Genomic DNA, 19,463 nt, shown 5'->3' with positions numbered 1-19,463 from the left:
CGGGCCCAACGCGCCGATGAAGGAGTGAGTTTCGGACAACGGGCGACCGGATCCGGTATCCCTGGCGGGCGAAGTCTCCCCCCACCCCCGAAGGGACACCCATGCGCGTCCGACTCGCCCTCGCCGCCACCGCGCTCCTCGCCGCGGCCGCCGCCCCCCTCGCCCACGCGGGCGGGGCGGACGGCCGTACGGCCGACCCGGCCGCACGTCACGCGAACCTCCTCACGGTCGACTCGGCCGGACTCCTCGGCGCCGACGGCTCGGTCACCCTCTCCGGCACCTACCGCTGCCTCGACGACAGCGCCGGCCCCGTCTTCGTCAGCTCCACCCTCCGCCAGCAGGACCGTTCCGTCGGCATCGGCGGCACCCGCGCCGTCTGCGACGGCCTGCTCCGCACCTGGACCAACACCGCGGTCGTGAAGGAACCCGCCTACCAGCCGGGCGAGGCCGGCGTCGAGGCCACCCTCATGCAGCTCACCCCCCAGGGCGACCTCGGCCTCCCCACCCCCGGCTTCCTCGCCATGGAGGACGCCCGCGTCACCCTGAACTAGCCGTCCAGGAGGGCCACCAGACCCCTGCGGCCCAGTCGTTCCAGCTCGTCGAGGGCGGCCACGGCCCGCTCGGCCGCCTCCGGATCGGAGACGGCCAGACCGCTCGCCGCGAACTCGTCCTCGTCGAGCCGGAGCACCTCGCTGCCGTCCGCCGACACCCACAGGTCCAGGTCCAGGTCCTCGACCGTCACCCCGGCCGCCCCGAACTCGGCCGGCCGGGTGATGTCGCAGTACCAGCCCTTGAGCCCGCCCTCCGCCGACCACACCTCCTTCACGGAGAACCAGCGGTCGGACCAGTAGTGCTCGACGAAGACGTCACCCGGCTCGAAGCGCACGAAGCCGAAGTCCCGCACCCCCTCCGCCGCCCACGGCGCCCGCACCGAGCGCCGCGTCGCCGTCTCCGCCAGCACCTCGGCGGGATAGCGGATCTTCAGCCGCCCCGCCTTCCACAGCGCCACCTCAACCGAGCGCCCGGACATAGCGCACCTCCGTCGCCCCGATCGCGTACCCGAACCACTCGTTGATCGCCAGCATCGGCCCGTTCCCCGCGTCGTTCCCGGTGAACGCCTCCACACAGCCGGCCGCCCGCGCCCGGTGCAGCGACGCGTTCTTGGCGAGCTTGGCGAGCCCGCGGCCGCGGAAGTCCGGGGCCGTCCCCGTCATCCCCGTCGCGTACCGGCCGAGGCCGTCGGTCCGCGCCGCGCTGAACGCGGCCGGCACCCCGTCCACCACCGCCACCATCGTCAGCGCCCGGTCGAACAGCGGGTGGTTCCAGGTGGTCTCCAGCCAGTGGTCGTAGTCGTCCAGCTCCGTCCCCACGTCCCCCGGCTCGTCGGCGGTGGTCACCGCGTCCAGCTCGAAGAGCGGCCGCGGGTCGGCCGCGAACTCCTCGGCCGTCAGCAGCCGGACACCGGCCGGCGGCGCCTGGAGCGGCGGCAGCCCCGCCGTCAGGTCGAGTCGCAGGAAGTGCGCGGTACGGCTCGCCGTGTCCCCCCGCCGCTCGGCGTAGGCACGGTTCGACGGCTCGTCCATGGCCCAGCCGTACAGCACCGTCGCGCCCCGCTCGGCCAGGTACTCCTCGGCCGTGCGCACCAGGAGCGTCCCCGCGCCGAGCCCCTGGCGGTCCGGGTGCACGTACACGTTGAGGTAGCCGACCCCCGGTCGCGGGGCGTCGTGGGCGATGCCCACCTGGGCCGTCCCGATCACCTCCCCGTCCTCCGTCACGGCGACGAGCGGCCGGGAGTGGGCCTCGGGATGGGCGTGCGCCCAGTCGAAGGCCACCTGCTCCGCGGTGGCCAGCATGAAGGGGACGGCCGCGCGCCGGACGCGGGCGAAGCCCTCGGCGTCCTCGGGCCGTACGTCACGGACGATGACAGTCATGGGGCCGCACGCTACGGCCGGGGCCGCGCCGCCGCCTCCCATTTTCCGGCGGGGTGGGGGCAGAATCGGGCGGGTGACACTGACACTCGCCGTGGACCACCAGTCCACCACCGCCCCCTACGAACAGCTGCGTGCCCAGATCTCGGAGCGCGCCCGGTCGGGCCGACTGCCGGTCGGCTACAAGCTGCCCACGGTCCGGGGACTCGCGGAGCAGCTGGGGCTCGCCGCGAACACGGTCGCCAAGGCGTACAAGGCGCTGGAGTCCGACGGGGTCATCGAGACCCGGGGCCGGCACGGCACCTTCGTCGCGGCGGCCGGTGACGCCGCCAGCCGCAGGGCCGCCTCCGCGGCCGCACAGTACGCCGAGGAGGCGTACCGCCTGGGACTCACCCGGGACGAGGCCGAGGCCGCCGTACGCGACGCGCTGAGGGCCGCGTACGACTCCGAGTGACGGCGGACGGTCCGCCGGCGGCGGCTGCCCCGGCGGACCGTGCCCTCACAGATACAGCCCGGCGGCCGGCGTGCGCTGGTCCGGGAGCTCGGCGGGGGAGGCGCCGCGCCGCAGCGCGTACAGCTCGGCCAGCGTGGCGCCGTCCGCCGGCACCCCGTCCTCGCGGCCCAGCCACGCCACCGACTCGGCCCGGCTGAGCGGCCCGACCTCGATCCGCGCCAGGCAGCGGCCGGGGCGCACGATGGCCGGGTGCAGCCGCTCCAGGTCCTCGTTGGTGGTGAGCCCCACCAGCACCTTGCGGCCCTGCCCGAGCAGACCGTCCGTCAGGTTGAGCAGCCGCGACAGCGCCTGGCCGGTGGCCTCCTTCGCGCCGCCGCGGATCAGCTCGTCGCAGTCCTCCAGGAGCAGCAGCCGCCACCGCTCCTTCTCGGTGCCGTCGTCCTCCCCGATGGCGATGTCCATCAGATACCCGATGTCGTTGAAGAGCCGCTCGGGGTCGAGCACGCAGTCCACCTGGCACCACTCCTGCCAGGACCGGGCGAGGGTGCGCAGCGCGGAGGTCTTCCCGGTGCCGGGCGGGCCGTGCAGCAGCAGGAGCCGTCCGGTGACGTCCTCCGGCGTCAGCTTCATCAGCCGGTCCATCGCGTCGGCCACCGACGCCGTGTAGTTGGGGCGGGCCTCGTCCCAGGTGTCGGCGCTGATCCGGCGGGTCGTCCGGCGCGGGCCGCGCTGCGGCGCCAGGTACCAGAAGCCCATGGTGACGTCCTCGGGCTCCGGCTCGGGCTCGTCCTTGGCGCCGTCGGTGGCCTCGGCGAGCACCCGGGCGGCCAGCTCGGCGTCGGTCGCCGTGACGGTGACGTCGGCGCGGTGCTTCCAGCGGGAGGCGAGGATCGTCCACCCCTCGCCCTCGGCCAGCACCGCGCTGCGGTCCTCCTCCTTGGACCCCCACAGCACCCGGGCGCCGGGCGGCAGCAGGGTCGCGTCGGGCCGGGCCCGGTCCAGCGTGAGGCCGTGCGCGTGCGGCTGCGCCCCGGTGGCGAACCGGTCGAGGAAGAGCGCGTCCATCACGTCGCTCGGCGAGTCGCTGTCGTCGAGGTTGACCACGACCGGCAGCGCCTCGTGCGGCCCGGACGGTACGGCGGGGGTCTCTGGCATGCCGCCATGATCCGCCAACCGGCCGGGCCGCGCACCGGGTTTTGCCGGGGTCAGATCCAGTGTCCGCGCACCGCGCCGCGGGCCCGGCGGGCGAGCGCGTACCCCTTCGTCAGGGCCCGGTCGACGGCGAAGTCCCGGGCGAGGGCGGTCCCTTCGAGGAGCCGGCCGAACTGCTCGACGGTGGTGGAGCGGCGCACGGTCACCCGCTCCAGGGCGTACGGCCCCTGGCGGCGGCGCGCGAGCCCGTTCCCGACCGCGAGCGCCTGCCCGAAGCCGGCCTGCCGGACGGCGGCGCGCACCCGCCGGCTGGAGTAGCCGTACGGGTAGGCGAAGGAGTCCGGCGCGGTGCCGAGCTCCTCGCCGATCAGCTCCCGGCAGCGCAGCGCCTCGAAGCGCAGCCGCCGCGCGTCGAGCTGGTCCAGCTGCGGGTGGCTGTGGCTGTGCCCGCCGATCTCGGTTCCGGCGGCGGCCAGTTCGTGCACCTGTCCCCAGGAGAGCATGGTGTCGAGGGCGCCGCCGGTGGCGTGCCGGCCGGGCAGCCAGCCGCTGGTGACGAAGACGGTGGAGGTGAAGGAGTGCCGGGCGAGCACCGGCAGGGCGTACCGGTGCACGCCCTCGTAGCCGTCGTCGAAGGTGACGAGCACGGGCCGCGCGGGCAGCTCCGCGCCGGTCCGCCACGCGGCGGCGAGCGCGGCGGTGGTGACCGGCGTGAAGCCCCGCTGCGCCACCAGGTCCATCTGCGCGGCGAAGGCGTCGGGCGTCACGGACAGCCCGAGCGTCGCGGGCGCCGGGTCGGGCGCGACGGCGTGGTACATGAGGATCGGCACGGGGGCGGGCGTCCCCTGCCGTCCCAGGGCCGCGGGGTGCGCGGGGTGGGCGCTCACGCCGCCGCCCCCTTCTTCTCCGGCTGCTCCGGGGCGGCGGTCTCCTGGGGTACGCCCTCCGGGGTGATCGGGCCCCAGGAGAAGGCGGGGGAGCCGCCGCGGCGGGCGCGGAGGGTGCCGAGGGCGTAGCCGCCGGCGGCGAGCGCCACGCCCGTGACGATGGCCCCGGCCCGGCCGGCGCCGCCCGGCCGGCCGAGCAGGGTGTCCCGCACCCCGCGCAGCACCCCGGCGGGCAGGACCCGGCTGGTGTAGCGCCGCTCGGACTCCAGGCCCTTGCCCGCGCCGACGCTCTGGGCGACGAGCGCCTTGGAGAGGCCCTCGGCGTAGACGCGGGTGCGGAAGTAGGCGAAGCGCTCGCGGACGGCGGGCACCTTGTGGTGGATGACCGCGCGGTCGTCGATGAGCAGGACCGCGCCCGGCACCGCGTTCGCGAGCCGGATGCACAGCTCGGTCTCCTCGCAGCCGAGCGGCCGCCGGTCGCCGTCGCGTCCGATGCCGGTGGCGAAGCCGCCCGCCGCGTCGAAGGCGGAGCGCCGGAAGGAGGCGTTGCCGCCGAGCACGTTGCGGACCCGTACCCGGCCGGGGGGCAGCCCCCGGTACGTACAGCCGACGACCCAGTCGAACTCCTCGGGGAACCAGACGGGGCGGCGGCCGGAGGCCCAGGCGGGCAGGGTGCGACCGCCGACGGCGACGACCGCCGGGTCCGTGTAGCCGGCGGCGAGGTGGTGGAGCCAGTCGTGCTCGGCCACGGCGTCGTCGTCGAGGAAGGCGACGACGTCGCCGCGGGCGGCGGCGATGCCGGTGTTGCGGCCGGCGGAGAGGCCGCGGGGGCCCGCGTTGGCGAGCACCCGTACCTCCCCGGTCCGCCGCGCGTCCGCGAACTCCTCGGTGAGCCGGTCCAGGAGCCGCTCGTTGTGGTCGACGACGAGCAGGGTCTCCAGCGGGGCCAGCGACTGTTTCCGGACGGAGTCGACGGCGGCGAGGATGTCCCCCCACCGCTCCTCCGTGTAGACGCAGATCACCACCGAGAAGCGGGGCGGGGCCGGGCGGTCGCTCAAGACACCTCTCCCCGGGGGACGTTGACCGAGAACGCGGCGGGCCGGCGGAGCGCCCGGGCGGCCCTGGGGACGCGCTTCTCGCGGAGGATCACCTTGAGGACCCGGATGCCGTCGCGGACCGCGTTGAGGTTGCTGACGCCGTGGATCCGCAGGTACTCGTGGCTCGGGACCTCCTGCACCTTCAGGCCGGCCTTGACGACCCGGATGTTGATGAGGGTCTCGATCTCGAAGCCGGTGCAGTCGAGGACGATCTTGTCGAGGCAATGTCGCCAGAAGGCGTTGTAGCCGTAGCAGAGGTCGGTGTAGCGGGCGCCGAACTTCCGGTTGACGAGGGCGCAGAGGGCCCAGTTGCCCAGCCGGCGGATCCCGGTCATGTCGTCGGTGCCGCCGCCGTTGGCGAAGCGCGAGCCCTTGGCGAAGTCGGCGCCGCCGACCAGGGCGGAGACGTAGGAGACGATCTCCTGGCCGTCGGCCGAGCCGTCGGCGTCGACCATGACGATGATGTCGCCGGTGCAGGCGGCGAAGCCACTGATCAGGGCGTCGCCCTTGCCCTTGCCGACCTGTTTGACGACCTTCACGTCGGGGCGCAGTTCACGGGCGACCTCGACGGTGTTGTCCGTCGAATTTCCGTCGACGAGGACGACTTCGTGAATCCATTCCGGCAGCGACTTGAACACGTACGGAAGATTTTCCGCCTCATTCATCGCGGGAATGACGACGCTCACCGGTGGAGTGATCGCCAGATGGGACGTGATGGCCCGGTACTGGGCCGCTATTCGACTCGGCTCGGTGAATTCTTGGCCCGTGACGGCCGGGCGCAGGAACGAGCTCATGGTCGGTTTCCCTCTCGTCCGGTGGGCCGCCCACCCCTGGGCGGCCCGGTCGTGTGTCCGGTTCGAAAGGGGGGTTCTCGCCCTCCCCGCACGGAAGCGATCTCCTTGCGGGATCGGCGAGTTGGCATGACTGGCCGCGCGGTACCCGCGACTCGGCGCATGGACGCGCACCGAGCACGGCACCCCCCTACCGCGCCCCGCTCCGGTGTCGCCGGGCCTTACGCGCTCTCCCCTGAGCGCCTTGCCGATGAACCGATGCGGGTGAGATGTACGACGGTATTGATGAATGGGACTGTATGGCAAGTCCCGCTTGTACGGCCCGGTTTCTGGCACTTTGGCGAACGATCGGTGGCCGGAAGCGCTGTCTTCTCGATCGGATTTGATCAATCCGTTTTCCTGGTGGGGAGGGTGGGGATCCGCCGCACTCCTGGGTGGCGTCGTGCGGTTGTGCCGTGATCCCGTTCGATCGAGAAACGGGACGGGAGCGTCCGGTTCCTCAGGTGGCTGAAAACCGCCGCCTCCTGAGAGGTGCTCACCTGTGCTTCCGGAGCGAGTTTTGACATGAACACTTCCGGAGCGGCGGATCCGATGCTACTTCCTGGTAGCGCAGAGATCCTGCTCCAGGGAGGTTCCATGAAACTGTCGCGATTCGCGGCCTTCGCGTCCTCGCTCCTGCTCGGTTCCGTCCTCGCCCTGACCGGGGCGGGGGCCGCGCAGGCCGCAGAGAGCGCCGGACTCGACTACGTGGCCCTCGGCGACTCGTACTCCTCCGGCGTCGGCGCCGGCAGCTACGACAGCGCCAGCGGCGACTGCAAGCGCTCCACCAAGGCGTACCCGCGCCTCTGGGCCAACGCCAACGCCCCCTCCTCCTTCGCCTTCACCGCCTGTTCCGGCGCCGTCACCACCGACGTCACCACCAAGCAGCTCGCGCCGCTCTCCTCCGCGACCGACCTCGTCTCGATCACCGTCGGCGGCAACGACGCCGGATTCGCCGACGTCATGACGACCTGTGTGCTCCAGTCGGAGAGCACCTGCGTCAGCCGGGTGAACCAGGCGAAGGCGTACGTGGACTCCACCCTGCCCGCCCGCCTCGACGCCGTGTACGACGCCATCCGCGCCAAGGCCCCGGCCGCCCGGGTCGTCGTCCTCGGCTACCCGCGCTTCTACCAGCTGAACGGCAGCTGCGTCGCCGGCCTCAGCGAGACCGAGCGCGCCGCCATCAACAGCGGCTCCGACTACCTCAACGCCGCCGTCGCCAAGCGCGCCGCCGACCACGGCTTCACCTTCGCCAGTGTCGTCCCGGCCTTCACCGGCCACGAGATCTGCTCCGGCTCGTCCTGGCTGCACAGCCTCAACTGGCTCAGCATCGGCGACTCCTACCACCCGACGGCCACCGGCCAGTCGAGCGGCTACCTGCCCACCTTCAGGAACGCGGCGTAGCGGCGGGTCCCCCGTCCTCCGCACCCGTACCCGCGGCGCCGGGAACGGCAGGAGCGGTGCTCGACGCCCCGCCCCCGCCCGGACCGGCGCCCCGATCCCCGTCCCTGACGGCCTGCCAGACCAGCGCCGCCACGATGACCAGCAGCCCGGCGATCCCGGCGGCGATCACCGCCCGCCTGCCGGGCCCGCGCCGCCGCGCACCGTCGCCCGCGCGCTCCTCCGTGCGCGCCCCGCGCACACCACCCGGACCGTCGTGCTCCCGATCCTCCGGACGCTCCGGGCCGCGCCCCGGCGCCCGGCCGGCCCGCACCTCCCCGCGCGGCGCCTCCCCGGCCCCGGCCACCCGCTCCAGCTCCCGTACGGCCCCGGCCCGCACCCCCGCGTCCCGGTCCGCCAGCCCCGCCGCCACCGGCGCCAGCGGCCCCGACCGCGGATCGGCGACCATCCCGCCGAGCAGCGCGCCCAGCGGCCGCAGGTCCCCCTCGGGCCCGGGCGGCGGCGCGTCGGGCGCGGCGTCCCGTGCCGAGGTCCCGGTGGCCACCCCGGTCACCACCACCCGCCCGTCGTTGGCCAGCAGCACCCGGTCCGGCCCCAGTTCGCGATAGGGGACACCGGCCTCCCGGGCGGCCCGCAGCGCCGCCAGCACGCCGAGCGCGACCCGCGCCGCCTCCCGGTCCGGAAGCGGCCCGCCGGCCTCCAGGGTCTCCGCCAGCGTCAGCCCGCGGACCAGCTCCATCACGATCCACGGCCGGCCGTGCTCCACGGCCACGTCGTACACCTCGGCCACGCCGGGTCCGGAGATCGCCCGCGCGGCCCGCGCCTCCCGCTCCACGCGCGCGTACAGCAGGCGCTCCGCCTCCTCCGGCGTCCCCGGCGGGGCGTGCACCTCCTTGACGGCCACCTCGCGGCCGAGCGCCTCGTCCCGGGCGCGCCAGACGATCCCCGCCGCGCCCTCCGCGAGGGCGTCGAGCAGCCGGTAACGGCCCGCGATCAGCGTCATGGCCCCACGGTAGCCGCGCCCCCGCCGGGTGGCGACCCACCCGAACGGCCCCCGGTGTCGTAGATCACACAACACGCCGGGGCCGGCGGCGGGCCGCCGGGGTGCAGGATGGTTCATGACGGTTCGGCAGGTGTTCGAACCCTGTCCAACTCGCCCTGGAATCAGATGGATTCGGAGAGTGACCGTCAACCCCCGTACGGGTGTGGTGAATCCCGTCGGCGGGATACACGCGTGTCACTGTGGGGCGATAGGGTTAACCTGCCCGGGCCGGGTGCCCTCGTACGGGTGGGGAGTGACATGGAACAGATAACGATGCGCAGCAGGCCGCGTGTGCCTGCCATCACCTGCGGGAGCAGCGCGACCAGTTCGCGTCTCGACCGCCATCTCGCGGTGCTCGGCGGTCCCGCCGTGCCGCAGCGCGACGTGGCCGAGGCGACCCTGCTGATGCGGGAACTGACGACGCGTCGCCACGAGGCGCCGGTCCAGAGCCCGCACGTCGGCCGGACGCGGGTCTCGCTCTTCGCCCCGCTCCGCCGCCTGCGCCGCACCCTGTTCGGCGCCCACCACTAGCCCTCCGCCGCCCACCCGCACGCCGAGAGCGCCGGACGCGTCCCCGCCCGTCCGGCGCTTCGTCGTACCCTCGGCGTCCGCTCCCGGTCAGGCGACCACCCCGGCCGCCCGGAGCTCCGCCACCTCCGCCGCCGGAACGCCCAGCCCCGCGAGGACCGCGTCCGTGTGCTCGCCGAGGGCCGGGACGCGGCCCATCGGCGCCTCCGGGGCGCCGGGGAAGCCGACCGGCGGCAGCAGCGACGGCAGCGGGCCGACCGGCGAGTCCACCGGGCGCCAGCGGTCCCGGGCCGCCAGCTGGGGGTGGCGTACCAGGTCCGCCACCGTGTTGAGCCGCGCGCAGGCGATCCCGGCCGCGTCCAGGCGCCGTACCGCCTCCTCCGCCGGCAGCGCGGCGAGCGCCGCCCCGACCGCGGCGTCGGTCGCCGCCCGACCGGCGACCCGGGCCGCGTTGGTGGCGAAGGCCGGATCGCCGGCGAGTTCCGGCCGCTCCAGCACCCGCTCGGCGAGCCGCCGCCACTCGCGGTCGTTCTGCACCGAGAGCAGCACCAGCCCGCCGTCCGCCGTCGGATAGGCGTCGTAGGGCGCGATCACCGCATGCGCGAGCCCCGTGCGCGCCGGGGCCGTACCTCCGTGCGCCCCGTGGTGCAGCGGATGCCCCATCCACTCGGCCAGCGCGTCGAACAGCGAGACCTCCACGGGCCCGCCGAGGCCGGTCCTGCCGCGCCGGACGAGGGCGGCGAGGACGCCGGAGTACGCGTACATCCCGGCCGCGATGTCGGCGGCCGGGATGCCGGACTTGACGGGCTGTCCGGGGGTGCCGGTGACCGAGACCAGTCCGGTCTCGCACTGCACGAGCATGTCGTACGCCCTCCGGTGGGCGTACGGGCCGTCCGGTCCGTACCCGGAGACGTCGACGGCGACCAGCCGCGGGTGCGCGGCACAGAGGGTGGCCGCGTCGAGGCCGAGCCGGGCCGCCGCCCCGTGCGCGAGGTTCTGCACGAAGACGTCGGCGTCCGCGACCAGCCGCCCCACCAGCTCCCGGCCGCGCGGCTCCTTCAGGTCGACGGCGACCGACTCCTTGCCGCGGTTGCACCAGACGAAGTGCGAGGCCAGGCCGCGGGCGGCGGTGTCGTAACCGCGGGCGAAGTCGCCGCCGTCGGGGCGCTCGACCTTGATCACCCGGGCGCCGAGGTCGGCGAGCTGTCTCGTGGCGAAGGGCGCGGCGACGGCCTGCTCGACGGAGACGACGGTGATCCCGTCCAGGGGGAGTGGCTGAGTGCTCATGCCCGCCTGCCTACCGCGCCCGGCCGGGCCCTGTCATCAGGAGCCCGCTCACACCGCCGGTTCAGCGGCGTCCGTACCGGCGGACGGCGAGCGGCGCGAGGACCGCGATCAGGCCGAGGGACCACAGCAGCGAGCCCGCCACCGGGTGGGCCACCGGCCAGGCGGCGCCGTCCGGCACGGGGGCGTTGCCGAAGAGCGCGCGGACGGCGGTGGTGACGGCGGAGATCGGGTTCCACTCGGCGACCGTGCGCAGCCAGCCCGGCATGCCGTCGGTCGGGATGTACGCGTTCGAGAGCAGCGGCAGCATGAAGGTGGCGCTGCCGAGCTGCCCGGCCGCCTCCTCGCTCTCGGAGGCGAGGCCGAGCAGGATCCCCGCCCAGGTCGTCGCGAAGCGGAAGAGCAGCAGCAGGCCGAAGGCGCCCAGCGCCGCCGGCGCGCCCCCCTCGATCCGCCAGCCCATGGCGAGCCCGACGAGGACCATCGGGACCGTGCCGACGGCGCAGACGAGGAGGTCGGCGACGGCCTGCCCGAGCGGCACGGCGGCGCGTCCGACCGGGAGGGTCAGGAAGCGGTCCGTGACGCCCCGGTGGGTGTCCTGGGCGGCCTGGAACATGCCGGTCATCAGTCCGCCGGCGGCGGTCGCGACCAGCAGCCCGGGCACGAGGAAGGAGCGGTACTCGGCGCCGGGCATGGCGAGGGCGCCGCCGAGGACGTACCCGAAGAAGAGCAGGAAGACGATCGGCATCGTCTGGGTCATCACGGTGATGGCGGGGGCGTGCCGGATCCGCCGGAGGTTGCGGCCGACCAGGGCGGCGCCTTCGAGGGCCAGGGCGTTCACGCGGCGGTCTCCTTCCGTCCGGTGAGGCGCAGGAACACCTCGTCGAGGGTGGGCGGACGCAGCGAGGCGTCGACGATGTGGATCCCGGCGGCGTCGATCTCGCGGACCAGCCGGGGGAGGGTGAGGGTGGGGTCGGTGGTGACCGCGCCGACCGTGCGCCGCTCGGCGTCCAGGACCGGCGCCGAGCCGGTCAGCCGGTCCAGGACCGCCGCGGCGGGCTCCAGCGGCCCGGGCCCGGCGAGCACGACCTCGGCCCGGCTGCCGACGAGCGCCTTCAGCTCGGCGGGGGTGCCGCGGTGGGCGGCCCGGCCCTCCTCGATCAGCACGATGTCGTCGGCGAGCCGGTCGGCCTCCTCCAGGTACTGCGTGGTGAGCAGCACGGTGGTGCCCTGCGCCGCGAGCCTCCGGACGGTGTCCCAGACGGCGCCCCGGCTGCGCGGGTCGAGGCCGGTGGTCGGCTCGTCGAGGAAGAGGACCGAGGGGCGGGCCAGCAGGCTCGCCGCGAGGTCGAGGCGGCGCCGCATGCCGCCGGAGTAGGTGCGGGCGAGCCGGTCCCCGGCCGCGGCGAGCCCGAACTCCTCCAGGAGCTCGTCGGCGCGGGCGCGCGGGAGCCGCAGCAGCCGGGCGAAGAGGCGCAGGTTCTCCGCGCCGGTGAGGTCGCCGTCGACGGAGGCGTACTGGCCGGTGACGGCGATCCGCCGGCGCACCCCGGCCGGGTCGCGGATCAGGTCGTGGCCGGCGACGCGGGCGCTTCCGGCGTCGGGGGCGAGGAGCGTGGTGAGCATCCGGACCGCGGTGGTCTTGCCGGCGCCGTTGGGGCCGAGGAGACCGCAGACCGTGCCCTCGGGGACCGCCAGATCGAGCCCGCGCACCGCGTGGACCTCGCCGTACCGCTTCTCCAGGCCCTCACTAAGTACAGCGTACGTAGTTGTCATGCGGAGACCGTACCGCACTACGTACGGTGTACGTAACTACGATGGTGGGCGAGGTGATGTGATGGCGGGCCGAGCGGCCGAACCCGAAGTGATCTGGGCGCGCCCCGAGCGCGCGGGCCGCGGCCCCAAGCCCGCCTTCAGCAGGCAGGACGTGGTCGACGCCGCCGTCCGCATCGCCGACGCCGACGGCATCGACGCGGTCTCCATGCGGCGGATCGCCGCCGACCTCGGCTGCGGCACCATGTCGCTCTACAACTACGTCCCCCGCAAGGAGGACCTCTACGAGCTGATGGTCGACGCGGCCGGCGCCGAGTACACGTTCCCGGAGCGGCCCAGCGGCGACTGGCGGGCCGACATGACCGAGCTGGCCGGCCAGACCCGCGCGATCATGTACCGGCACCCCTGGCTCACCCGGGTCATGACCACCGCCTACGGCTTCAGCCCGAACGCCCTGCGCTATCTGGAGTGGTGCCTCGGCTGCCTCGCCCCGCTCGACGTGCCCGCCGGCCTCAAGATGCAGCTCATCGCGATGGTCAACGGCACCGTCATGGCGACCGTCCGCAACGAGCAGGCCATCGCCGAACGCGCCCGCGGCCTGCCCTGGTCCGAGGAGGAGGAACAGGCCGTGCGCGGCGCCTACCTCAGGAGCCAGGTGGCGACGGGACGGTACCCGCACCTCGCCGCGCTGCTCGCGGAATCGGCCGCGCCCGTCGACCCGGACGAGATCTTCGCGATGACGATCGCGCGGCTGCTCGACTCCTTCGCGACGGCGGGACCGGCCGAGGGGTGACCCGCCGTGGGAGGACTCGCCGAGGGTGACCCGCTGTGGGTGACCGCCGTGGGAGGGCCCGCTGTGGGTGACCGCCGTGGGAGGGCCCGCCGAGGGTGACCGCCGTGGGAGGACCCGCCGAGGGTGACCCGCCGTGGGGAGGCCCGGTGACCCGTCGTGGGGTGATCGCCGAAGGGCCGTCACACCAGCATGAACTGGCCCTCCGGGCCCTCCTCCTGATGGTCCAGGACCGAGGCCGGGCGGCGCGCCCGGTCCGGGACCGGCAGCACGCCCGCCGCGCGCAGCGCCGACCGGCCCGGTCCGCCGGCCGCCGTGAACGGGGCGCGCTCCGCCTCCCGTCCGCCGAGCAGCGCGAGCACCGTGACCAGGTCGAGCAGTTCGGAGGTCCACTCCTGCGGCCAGGCCGCCGGGCCGATCGCCTCCAGCGAGCCCGGCTCGGCCGGAGCGGTCCGGCGGGCGAACCACCGTTCCAGGACCCGCACCCCGCCGGCCCGGTACTCCCAGGCCGCCTCCGGCACTGGGGAGATCCGGCCCTCGCCGACGCTCAGCACCTCGTCGACGGGGTCGTACGCCAGCGCCTCCGGGCGCGCCGGGACCGCCGCCCGCACATAGGGCCGGCGCCCGCCCGGCAGCCGTGGCCGCGTCCCGCTCAGCGCGCCCCGCAGCTGGACGTCGAGCAGCTCCCGCCCGAGCGCCACCCCCGCCGCCCACACCTCCGGGTCCGCCGGCAGCGGCACCCGGCACCCGGCGGGGGAGGGGACCGCCGCCGCGACGACCCAGGCCAGCCACTGGACCGGCTCCACCGCCCCGTACCGCTCCCGCAGGAAGCCGGGCAGCCCCGGCACCAGGTTCGGCTCCGCGCCGCCGGGGCGCCGGAAGAGCGGCCGGATCCGGCCCGGGCGGCCCGCGGGGGACCGCCCCTCCGGCAGCGCGCCGGTCACCACCAGCGGAGGCCCGGCCGCCCCCGGCACGTACCCCTGCTCCACCGCGAAGAGCTGCGGGCCGCCCGCCACCCGCCACAGCTCGGGACGGGCGGTGTCGATCAGCCGGTGGTCGGGGAGCAGCCACTCCTCGTCGAACGGCCCGGACAGCACCCGGACCGGCTCGGGACAGGGCCCGGTCTCGCGGGCGAACCGCCCGGTCCCGGTCCGCTGCCCCGGCAGCGCCGCCACCGCCGTGCCCGTCGTGCGCGCCCGGCTCGGCCGGAACAGCGCCTCCCGCTCGCCGCCCTCCGCCGCCACCAGCCGGTCCCACCGCCCGCGCAGCGTGCGGACGTCGGGCGCCACGATCCACGCCCGCCCGAACCGCAGCGGGGCCACCGACCACGGCATCAGCTCGTCGAGCAGGGGCGTGTCGTCCTCCGGTGGGGATGCCTGCCGCCGCGAAGCCTCTGTCACGCCCCGCATGCTAACGAGCGCGGAACGGACGCGTCAGTGCGCCTCGACCGTCACCGTGAAGGAGAAGCGGTCGCCCCGGTAGCGGATGCGGGCCACGTCGACGACGCGCCCGTCCTCGTCGTAGGTGACGCCGGTGTAGTGCAGGATCGGGGAGAGCAGCGGGACTTCGAGGAGCTCCGCCGTCTCCGGGTCGGCGAGGCGCGCCTCGACGGTGTCGGTGATCCGGCTGATCCGTACCCCGACGACGTCCCGGAGCACCTTCGTCATCGGCCAGCGCTCCAGGTCCGCCGGGTCGATGGCGGCGGCGAACTCCGGCCGGACCGCGTTCTCCGCCCAGTTCGTCGGCTCGCCGCTCTCGCCGTCGCGGCGCAGCCGGCGGTAGGTGGCGACCTCGGCCAGGTCCGGGAAGTGCTCGGCTAGCTCACCGGGCACCGGCTCCGGGCCGTGGCCGAGGACCGTGGTCCGCTCGCCGGACTGCTGGGCCACGATCGCGTCGATCGAGCCGAGCAGCCGGCGCGGGGTGGAGCGCCGGGCGCCCGGCTCGATGAAGGTGCCGCGCCGCCGGTGCCGGCTGATCAGCCCCTCCTCCTCCAGCTCCTTCAGCGCCTGCCGCATGGTCAGCACGCTGACGCCGTAGTGCGCGGCGAGCTGCTCCTCGGTGGGCAGCCGCAGCGAGGCGTCGGGCGTGCGCCCCAGTATGGAGGCGCGCAGGGACTGCGAGACCTGGTACCACAGCGGGAGCTTGCGGTTCAGGACCAGCGAGTCGGGAGCGAAGGCGGTCACGGCGTTCTCCGTACGACGACGGGGTGGGGCGGCTGAGGCAGGACTCTACGGCCGGAAATGACGCTCCAGACCCTGCCACACGTCGTCGTAACCCCGCTGCAGGTGGTCGGCCCCGGCCGCCTGCGCGGTCGCCGTCACCGGCCAGCGGGTCTCGAACATGAAGGCCAGGCCGTCGTCGATCTTCTGCGGCTTCAGCTCGGCCGCGCTCGCCCTGTCGAAGGTCTCCCGGTCGGGGCCGTGCGCGGACATCATGTTGTGCAGCGAGCCGCCGCCGGGCACGAAGCCCTCCGCCTTGGCGTCGTACGCGCCCTCGATCAGGCCCATGTACTCGCTCATCACGTTCCGGTGGAAGTACGGCGGCCGGAAGGTGTCCTCGCCGACCAGCCAGCGCGGGGCGAAGACGACGAAGTCGACGCCGGCCAGGCCGGGGGTGTCGGACGGCGAGGTGAGGACGGTGAAGATGGACGGGTCGGGGTGGTCGTAGGAGATCGTCCCGATGACGTTGAAGCGGCGCAGGTCGTAGACGTACGGGGTGTGGTTGCCGTGCCAGGCGACGACGTCGAGCGGCGAGTGGCCGTACGTCGCCGTCCAGAGGTTGCCGCAGAACTTGTTGACCACCTCGACCGGGCCCTCGACGTCCTCGTAGGCGGCGACGGGGGCCCGGAAGTCCCGCGCGTTCGCCAGGCCGTTGGCGCCGATCGGGCCGAGGTCGGGGAGCTGGAACGGGGCGCCGTAGTTCTCGCAGACGTAGCCGCGCGCGGTGTCGTCCAGGAGCTCGACGCGGAAGCGGACCCCGCGCGGGATCAGCGCCACCTCGCCGGGGCGGGCGGCGAGCAGGCCCAGCTCGGTGCGGAGCAGGAGGCCGCCGCGCTCGGGGACGATCAGCAGCTCGCCGTCGGAGTCGCCGAAGACCCGCTCCATGGAGGCGTTGGCGTGGTACAGGTGCACGGCCATGCCGGTGCGCTGGGTCGCGTCGCCGTTGCCGCCGAGGGTCCACAGGCCGGCCAGCCAGTCGGTGCCCGGCGCCGGTTCCGGCAGCGGGTTCCAGCGCAGCCGGTTGGGGTCGGCGACGGTCTCCGCGAAGGGCGCGGTGCGGACGGCGCCGTTGTCCGTCCGGACGAACGGCGGGTGGGCCGCCGACGGGCGGATCCGGTACAGCCACGAGCGGCGGTTGTGCGCCCGCGGCTCGGTGAACGCGCTGCCGCTGAGCTGCTCGGCGTAGAGCCCGAGCGGGGCGCGCTGCGGCGAGTTGCGGCCCTCCGGCAGGGCGCCGGGGAGCGCCTCCGAGCCGTGCTCGTTGCCGAATCCGGTGCTGTAGGTGAGCGCCTCGGCCGTCTTCCTGGCCTGCTCGGTCGTCATCGCCCGCTCCTGTCCTGCGCTGGTCCTGAAAGGATTCCTATGGATGACCGTAGGATTCCGCGCCGCTCCCGTCAACGGGGCGGACCGGCGGGCCCGTGCGGCCGGTCCTCGATCCCTGCGTGCACGGCGGGGTCAAAAAGATGAACAATGCTCTACTCTCGCGGCCATGTCGTGGACCAGAAGGCTCTTCTCCGTGCTCTCGGTCGTGCTCGCGGTGCTCGCCGCGGCCCTGCTCACCGCCCCCGGCGCCCAGGCGCACGAGGAGCGGCCCGTCACCTTCCCCGACGGCTCCGGCAGCGTGCCGGAACTCCGCACGGGCGAGCCGGACCTCCTCGTCTGCAAGACGGACCGGGCCGACTTCGACCGCCGGATCGCCGCCTTCCCGGCCGCCCTCAAGGCCCGCAACCTGGAGCTCTTCGCCCGCTGCGGCCGCTCCGGCTTCCGCCACCTCCAGCAGGCCGTCGACGCCGTCGACAGGCCCGGCATGACCATCGCGATCCTGCCCGGCCTGTACGAGGAGGAGCCCTCGCTCCCCGCCCCCACCGGCGCCTGCGCCTCCCTGGACGCCCCGAAGTCCTCCTTCGGTTACCAGATCCTGTCGTACGAGCAGCAGGCCCGGTGCCCGCACAACCAGAACCTCGTCGCGATCCTCGGCAAGAAGGACCTCCAGATCGAGGGCACCGGCGCGTCCCGCCTCGACGTCGTCATCGACGCGAAGTACACCAAGCTCAACGCGATCCGCGCCGACCGGTCCGACGGCGTCTACTTCCGCAACTTCACCGCCCAGCGCACCACCTTCAACTCGCTGTACGTCCTCGCCGCCGACGGCTTCGTCATCGACGACGTCCTGACCCGCTGGAACGACGAGTACGGCTTCCTCACCTTCGCCTCCGACCACGGCCTCTACAAGAACTGCGAGTCCTACGGCAACGGCGACTCCGGCATCTACCCCGGCTCGGCCTCGAACATCAACGACGGGCGCGGCTACGACGTCCCCCGCTACTCCATCGAGATCACCGGCTGCCGCAGCCACCACAACATGGTCGGCTACTCCGGCACCGCCGGGGACTCCGTCTGGGTCCACGACAACGAGTTCGACCACAACATGGGCGGCGCCTCCATGGACTCCGCCTTCCCCGGCCACCCCGGACTCCCGCAGAACCACGCCCGGTTCGAACGGAACGTGATCCACGACAACAACGAGGACTACTACCGGCACGTCGCCGACGGCACCTGCGCGAAGCCGCCCGCCGACCGCGGCTACGAGAACGGCGTCGTCTGCCCCCAGATCTCCATGCCGCCCGGCTCCGGCATCATCACCGCCGGCGGCAACTGGAACCTCTACGAGAACAACTGGATCTACGGCCACGAACGCACCGGCTTCTACCTCAACGCCGTCCCCGCCTTCATCCGCGGCGAATCCGCCTGGTCCAAGCAGACCGACACCTCCCACCACAACCGCTACGCGAACAACCGCCTCGGCACCGACAAGGCCGGCAACTCCCGCCCCAACCGCACCGACGTCTGGTGGGACGGCCAGGGCAGCGCGAACTGCTGGCAGTCCGACACCGGCGCCTCCAGCCCTCGCGCCCTGCCCACCTGCGGCGCCGCCCGCGGCGAGGTGTCCGGCGCCACCGCCCGCCTGATCGGCGAACCCGTCAAACTCGCCCAACTCCTCGTCTGCGCCGACTACAGCGTCCAGGCCCGCCGCCTCCCCGCCGGCTGCGACTGGTACGGCGCCCGCGGTCTGCGGCGCGTCGAGGTCCAGATCGCCCTCGCCGCCTCCCTCCTCCTCGCCCTCGTCGGCACCGCCCTCTGGTGGCGCCGCCTGCGCGGCCGCCGCCTCGCCGCCGCGGCCCTTCTCACCGGCCTCGCCGGACTCGCCCTGGACGTCGCCGGCTCCACCCTCGCCCTCGCCCCGACCTACGTCCCCGCCCTCGCCCTCCTCCTCACCGGCGCCTGGTGGACGATCACCGGCCTCCTCCTGCGCCCCACCCGCCCCGTCTTCGCCTGGACGACGGTCGCCCTCGGCCTCCTCACCCTCCTCGACGCCTTCGACAAGGCCGTCCTGATGATCCCCGGCATCCCCCTCAGCCCCGCCTGGCTCCGCCTCCTCCTCGGCGTCGTCTGGGTCCTGTGGGCCGTCATCGCCGCCGGCACCCGCCCCACCCCCGAACCCCCGGCCGACTCCACCGACCCCGCCGAGCCCGCGGAAGAGGCCACCGCATGACCGGCCCCGACCCCCGGCCCGCGTCCCGCCCCGCGCCCCGTCCTACCCAGGCCCGGCTGCTCACGGCGGCCGCGGTCGCCGCCGCCGTGCTCCTGGCCGCCGGCTGCGGCGGCCGCCCCACCACCCACCACAAGCCCGGCACCGGCCACGAGCAGGCCACCGGCACCGGCGGCACCCTGCTCGCGGCGCGCGACGAGTCCGGCCACCGCCTCCGCGAACTCCCCGCCGCCGACGCGCCCTCCGTCCGCGCCGAGCTCCTCCCGGACACCGAGGGCGGCTGGAACGTCCACCTCGCCGTGGAGAGGTTCCGCTTCACCCCCGAGTCCACCGGCGGCGCGGCCCTCGCCGGCCGCGGCCACGCCCGCGTCCTCGTCGATGGCCGCGAGACCGCCCGCGCCTACGGCCCCTGGTTCCACCTCCCGCCCGGCGCCCGCACCCTCACCGTCCGCCTCCACGCCGACGACCACACCGTCTGGGCCGTCTCCGGCAAGCCCGTCCAGACCACCCTCCCCCTCACCTCCACCC

At 74.4% G+C, this 19,463-nt stretch carries 19 protein-coding genes and 1 pseudogene; 7 read left to right on the top strand and 13 right to left on the bottom strand.

The genetic code is table 11. The features are described from left to right. The first annotated feature begins 101 nt into the window (after positions 1–101). Positions 102–551 (top strand): DUF6299 family protein, encoded by a 450-nt coding sequence (locus IF73_RS0114690; protein WP_031007656.1) that lies wholly within the window; start codon positions 102–104, stop codon positions 549–551. On the opposite strand, the gene IF73_RS0114685 is transcribed toward IF73_RS0114690, so the two are convergent. Both IF73_RS0114685 and IF73_RS0114680 read right to left on the bottom strand, forming a co-directional pair. Further along, entirely contained in the window at positions 548–1,030 is a 483-nt protein-coding gene (locus IF73_RS0114685; RefSeq protein ID WP_031007646.1) for a DUF402 domain-containing protein, read from the bottom strand. The two genes, IF73_RS0114690 and IF73_RS0114685, sit on opposite strands and share 4 nt — an antisense overlap. After that, positions 1,011–1,931 carry a GNAT family N-acetyltransferase gene (locus tag IF73_RS0114680; RefSeq protein WP_031007643.1) on the bottom strand — a complete coding sequence of 307 codons (921 nt, stop codon included), beginning with the start codon at positions 1,929–1,931 and terminating at the stop codon, positions 1,011–1,013. Before IF73_RS0114680 ends, IF73_RS0114685 begins: the two co-directional genes overlap by 20 nt. Positions 1,932–2,004: 73 nt before the next feature. Here IF73_RS0114680 and IF73_RS0114675 point away from each other — a divergent pair, with 73 nt between their 5' ends. After that, on the top strand, positions 2,005–2,382 hold the full coding sequence (locus tag IF73_RS0114675; protein WP_030494480.1) for a GntR family transcriptional regulator: 378 nt from the start codon (positions 2,005–2,007) through the stop codon (positions 2,380–2,382). A 45-nt stretch (positions 2,383–2,427) separates the two neighbouring features. Here the strand turns inward: IF73_RS0114675 and IF73_RS0114670 are convergent, their stop codons facing one another. The 4 genes from IF73_RS0114670 to IF73_RS0114655 form a co-directional block, all read right to left on the bottom strand. Further along, positions 2,428–3,537: a DUF5925 domain-containing protein gene (locus tag IF73_RS0114670; protein ID WP_031007641.1), complete on the bottom strand. Its 1,110-nt coding sequence runs from the start codon at positions 3,535–3,537 to the stop codon at positions 2,428–2,430. Between the two features lie 50 nt (positions 3,538–3,587). Further along, a complete protein-coding gene (locus IF73_RS0114665; protein ID WP_031007639.1) occupies positions 3,588–4,352 on the bottom strand; it encodes a polysaccharide deacetylase family protein in 765 nt (254 codons plus the stop codon). Between the two features lie 65 nt (positions 4,353–4,417). Then, positions 4,418–5,479 carry a glycosyltransferase family 2 protein gene (locus IF73_RS0114660; protein ID WP_051716794.1) on the bottom strand — a complete coding sequence of 354 codons (1,062 nt, stop codon included), beginning with the start codon at positions 5,477–5,479 and terminating at the stop codon, positions 4,418–4,420. Next, positions 5,476–6,312: a glycosyltransferase family 2 protein gene (locus tag IF73_RS0114655; RefSeq protein ID WP_031007635.1), complete on the bottom strand. Its 837-nt coding sequence runs from the start codon at positions 6,310–6,312 to the stop codon at positions 5,476–5,478. The genes IF73_RS0114660 and IF73_RS0114655 overlap by 4 nt, the downstream gene beginning before the upstream one ends. 633 nt (positions 6,313–6,945) lie before the next feature. On the opposite strand from IF73_RS0114655, the gene IF73_RS0114650 reads away from it, so the two are divergent. Then, a complete protein-coding gene (locus tag IF73_RS0114650) occupies positions 6,946–7,752 on the top strand; it encodes an SGNH/GDSL hydrolase family protein (RefSeq protein WP_031007632.1) in 807 nt (268 codons plus the stop codon). Here IF73_RS0114650 and IF73_RS0114645 read toward each other — a convergent pair. Further along, positions 7,736–8,752 (bottom strand): protein kinase domain-containing protein, encoded by a 1,017-nt coding sequence (locus IF73_RS0114645; protein WP_037879214.1) that lies wholly within the window; start codon positions 8,750–8,752, stop codon positions 7,736–7,738. The two genes, IF73_RS0114650 and IF73_RS0114645, sit on opposite strands and share 17 nt — an antisense overlap. A 297-nt stretch (positions 8,753–9,049) precedes the next feature. Here IF73_RS0114645 and IF73_RS0114640 point away from each other — a divergent pair, with 297 nt between their 5' ends. Beyond that, positions 9,050–9,322 (top strand): hypothetical protein, encoded by a 273-nt coding sequence (locus IF73_RS0114640; RefSeq protein WP_078868063.1) that lies wholly within the window; start codon positions 9,050–9,052, stop codon positions 9,320–9,322. 87 nt (positions 9,323–9,409) lie between these two features. Here the strand turns inward: IF73_RS0114640 and IF73_RS0114635 are convergent, their stop codons facing one another. The 3 genes from IF73_RS0114635 to IF73_RS0114625 form a co-directional block, all read right to left on the bottom strand. Then, the gene (locus tag IF73_RS0114635) at positions 9,410–10,606 is read right to left on the bottom strand and encodes a CaiB/BaiF CoA transferase family protein (RefSeq protein WP_031007627.1); all 1,197 of its coding nucleotides are present in this window, start codon (positions 10,604–10,606) and stop codon (positions 9,410–9,412) included. A 61-nt stretch (positions 10,607–10,667) separates the two neighbouring features. Continuing rightward, complete coding sequence (locus IF73_RS0114630; protein WP_031007625.1) at positions 10,668–11,444, bottom strand: ABC transporter permease; 777 nt, start codon at positions 11,442–11,444, stop codon at positions 10,668–10,670. Beyond that, positions 11,441–12,379, bottom strand: a complete 939-nt coding sequence (locus tag IF73_RS0114625) for a daunorubicin resistance protein DrrA family ABC transporter ATP-binding protein (protein ID WP_031007623.1) — start codon at positions 12,377–12,379, stop codon at positions 11,441–11,443. Before IF73_RS0114625 ends, IF73_RS0114630 begins: the two co-directional genes overlap by 4 nt. 61 nt (positions 12,380–12,440) lie before the next feature. On the opposite strand from IF73_RS0114625, the gene IF73_RS0114620 reads away from it, so the two are divergent. Then, positions 12,441–13,169 carry a TetR/AcrR family transcriptional regulator gene (locus tag IF73_RS0114620; RefSeq protein WP_031007621.1) on the top strand — a complete coding sequence of 243 codons (729 nt, stop codon included), beginning with the start codon at positions 12,441–12,443 and terminating at the stop codon, positions 13,167–13,169. Positions 13,170–13,348: 179 nt separating this feature from the next. Here the strand turns inward: IF73_RS0114620 and IF73_RS0114615 are convergent, their stop codons facing one another. The 3 genes from IF73_RS0114615 to hmgA are packed head-to-tail and all read right to left on the bottom strand — an operon-like array spanning position 13,349 to position 16,708. Beyond that, positions 13,349–14,575, bottom strand: a complete 1,227-nt coding sequence (locus IF73_RS0114615; protein ID WP_031007619.1) for a type ISP restriction/modification enzyme — start codon at positions 14,573–14,575, stop codon at positions 13,349–13,351. A 24-nt stretch (positions 14,576–14,599) separates the two neighbouring features. After that, positions 14,600–15,349: a GntR family transcriptional regulator gene (locus IF73_RS0114610; RefSeq protein WP_031007617.1), complete on the bottom strand. Its 750-nt coding sequence runs from the start codon at positions 15,347–15,349 to the stop codon at positions 14,600–14,602. Positions 15,350–15,394: 45 nt separating this feature from the next. Continuing rightward, positions 15,395–16,708 carry a homogentisate 1,2-dioxygenase gene (gene hmgA, locus IF73_RS0114605; RefSeq protein WP_031007615.1) on the bottom strand — a complete coding sequence of 438 codons (1,314 nt, stop codon included), beginning with the start codon at positions 16,706–16,708 and terminating at the stop codon, positions 15,395–15,397. A gap of 166 nt (positions 16,709–16,874) precedes the next feature. Between hmgA and IF73_RS0114600 the strand changes: the two genes are divergently transcribed. Further along, a complete protein-coding gene (locus tag IF73_RS0114600; RefSeq protein WP_031007613.1) occupies positions 16,875–18,938 on the top strand; it encodes a right-handed parallel beta-helix repeat-containing protein in 2,064 nt (687 codons plus the stop codon). Then, a pseudogene (locus tag IF73_RS0114595) lies at positions 18,935–19,463 on the top strand (hypothetical protein); the annotation flags it as partial. The gene IF73_RS0114600 and the pseudogene IF73_RS0114595, both read left to right, overlap by 4 nt.

Source organism: Streptomyces sp. NRRL F-5727 (assembly GCF_000719555.1).
Classification (GTDB): Bacteria; Actinomycetota; Actinomycetes; order Streptomycetales; family Streptomycetaceae; genus Streptomyces.
This window is presented reverse-complemented; position numbering and strand designations above follow the sequence as displayed.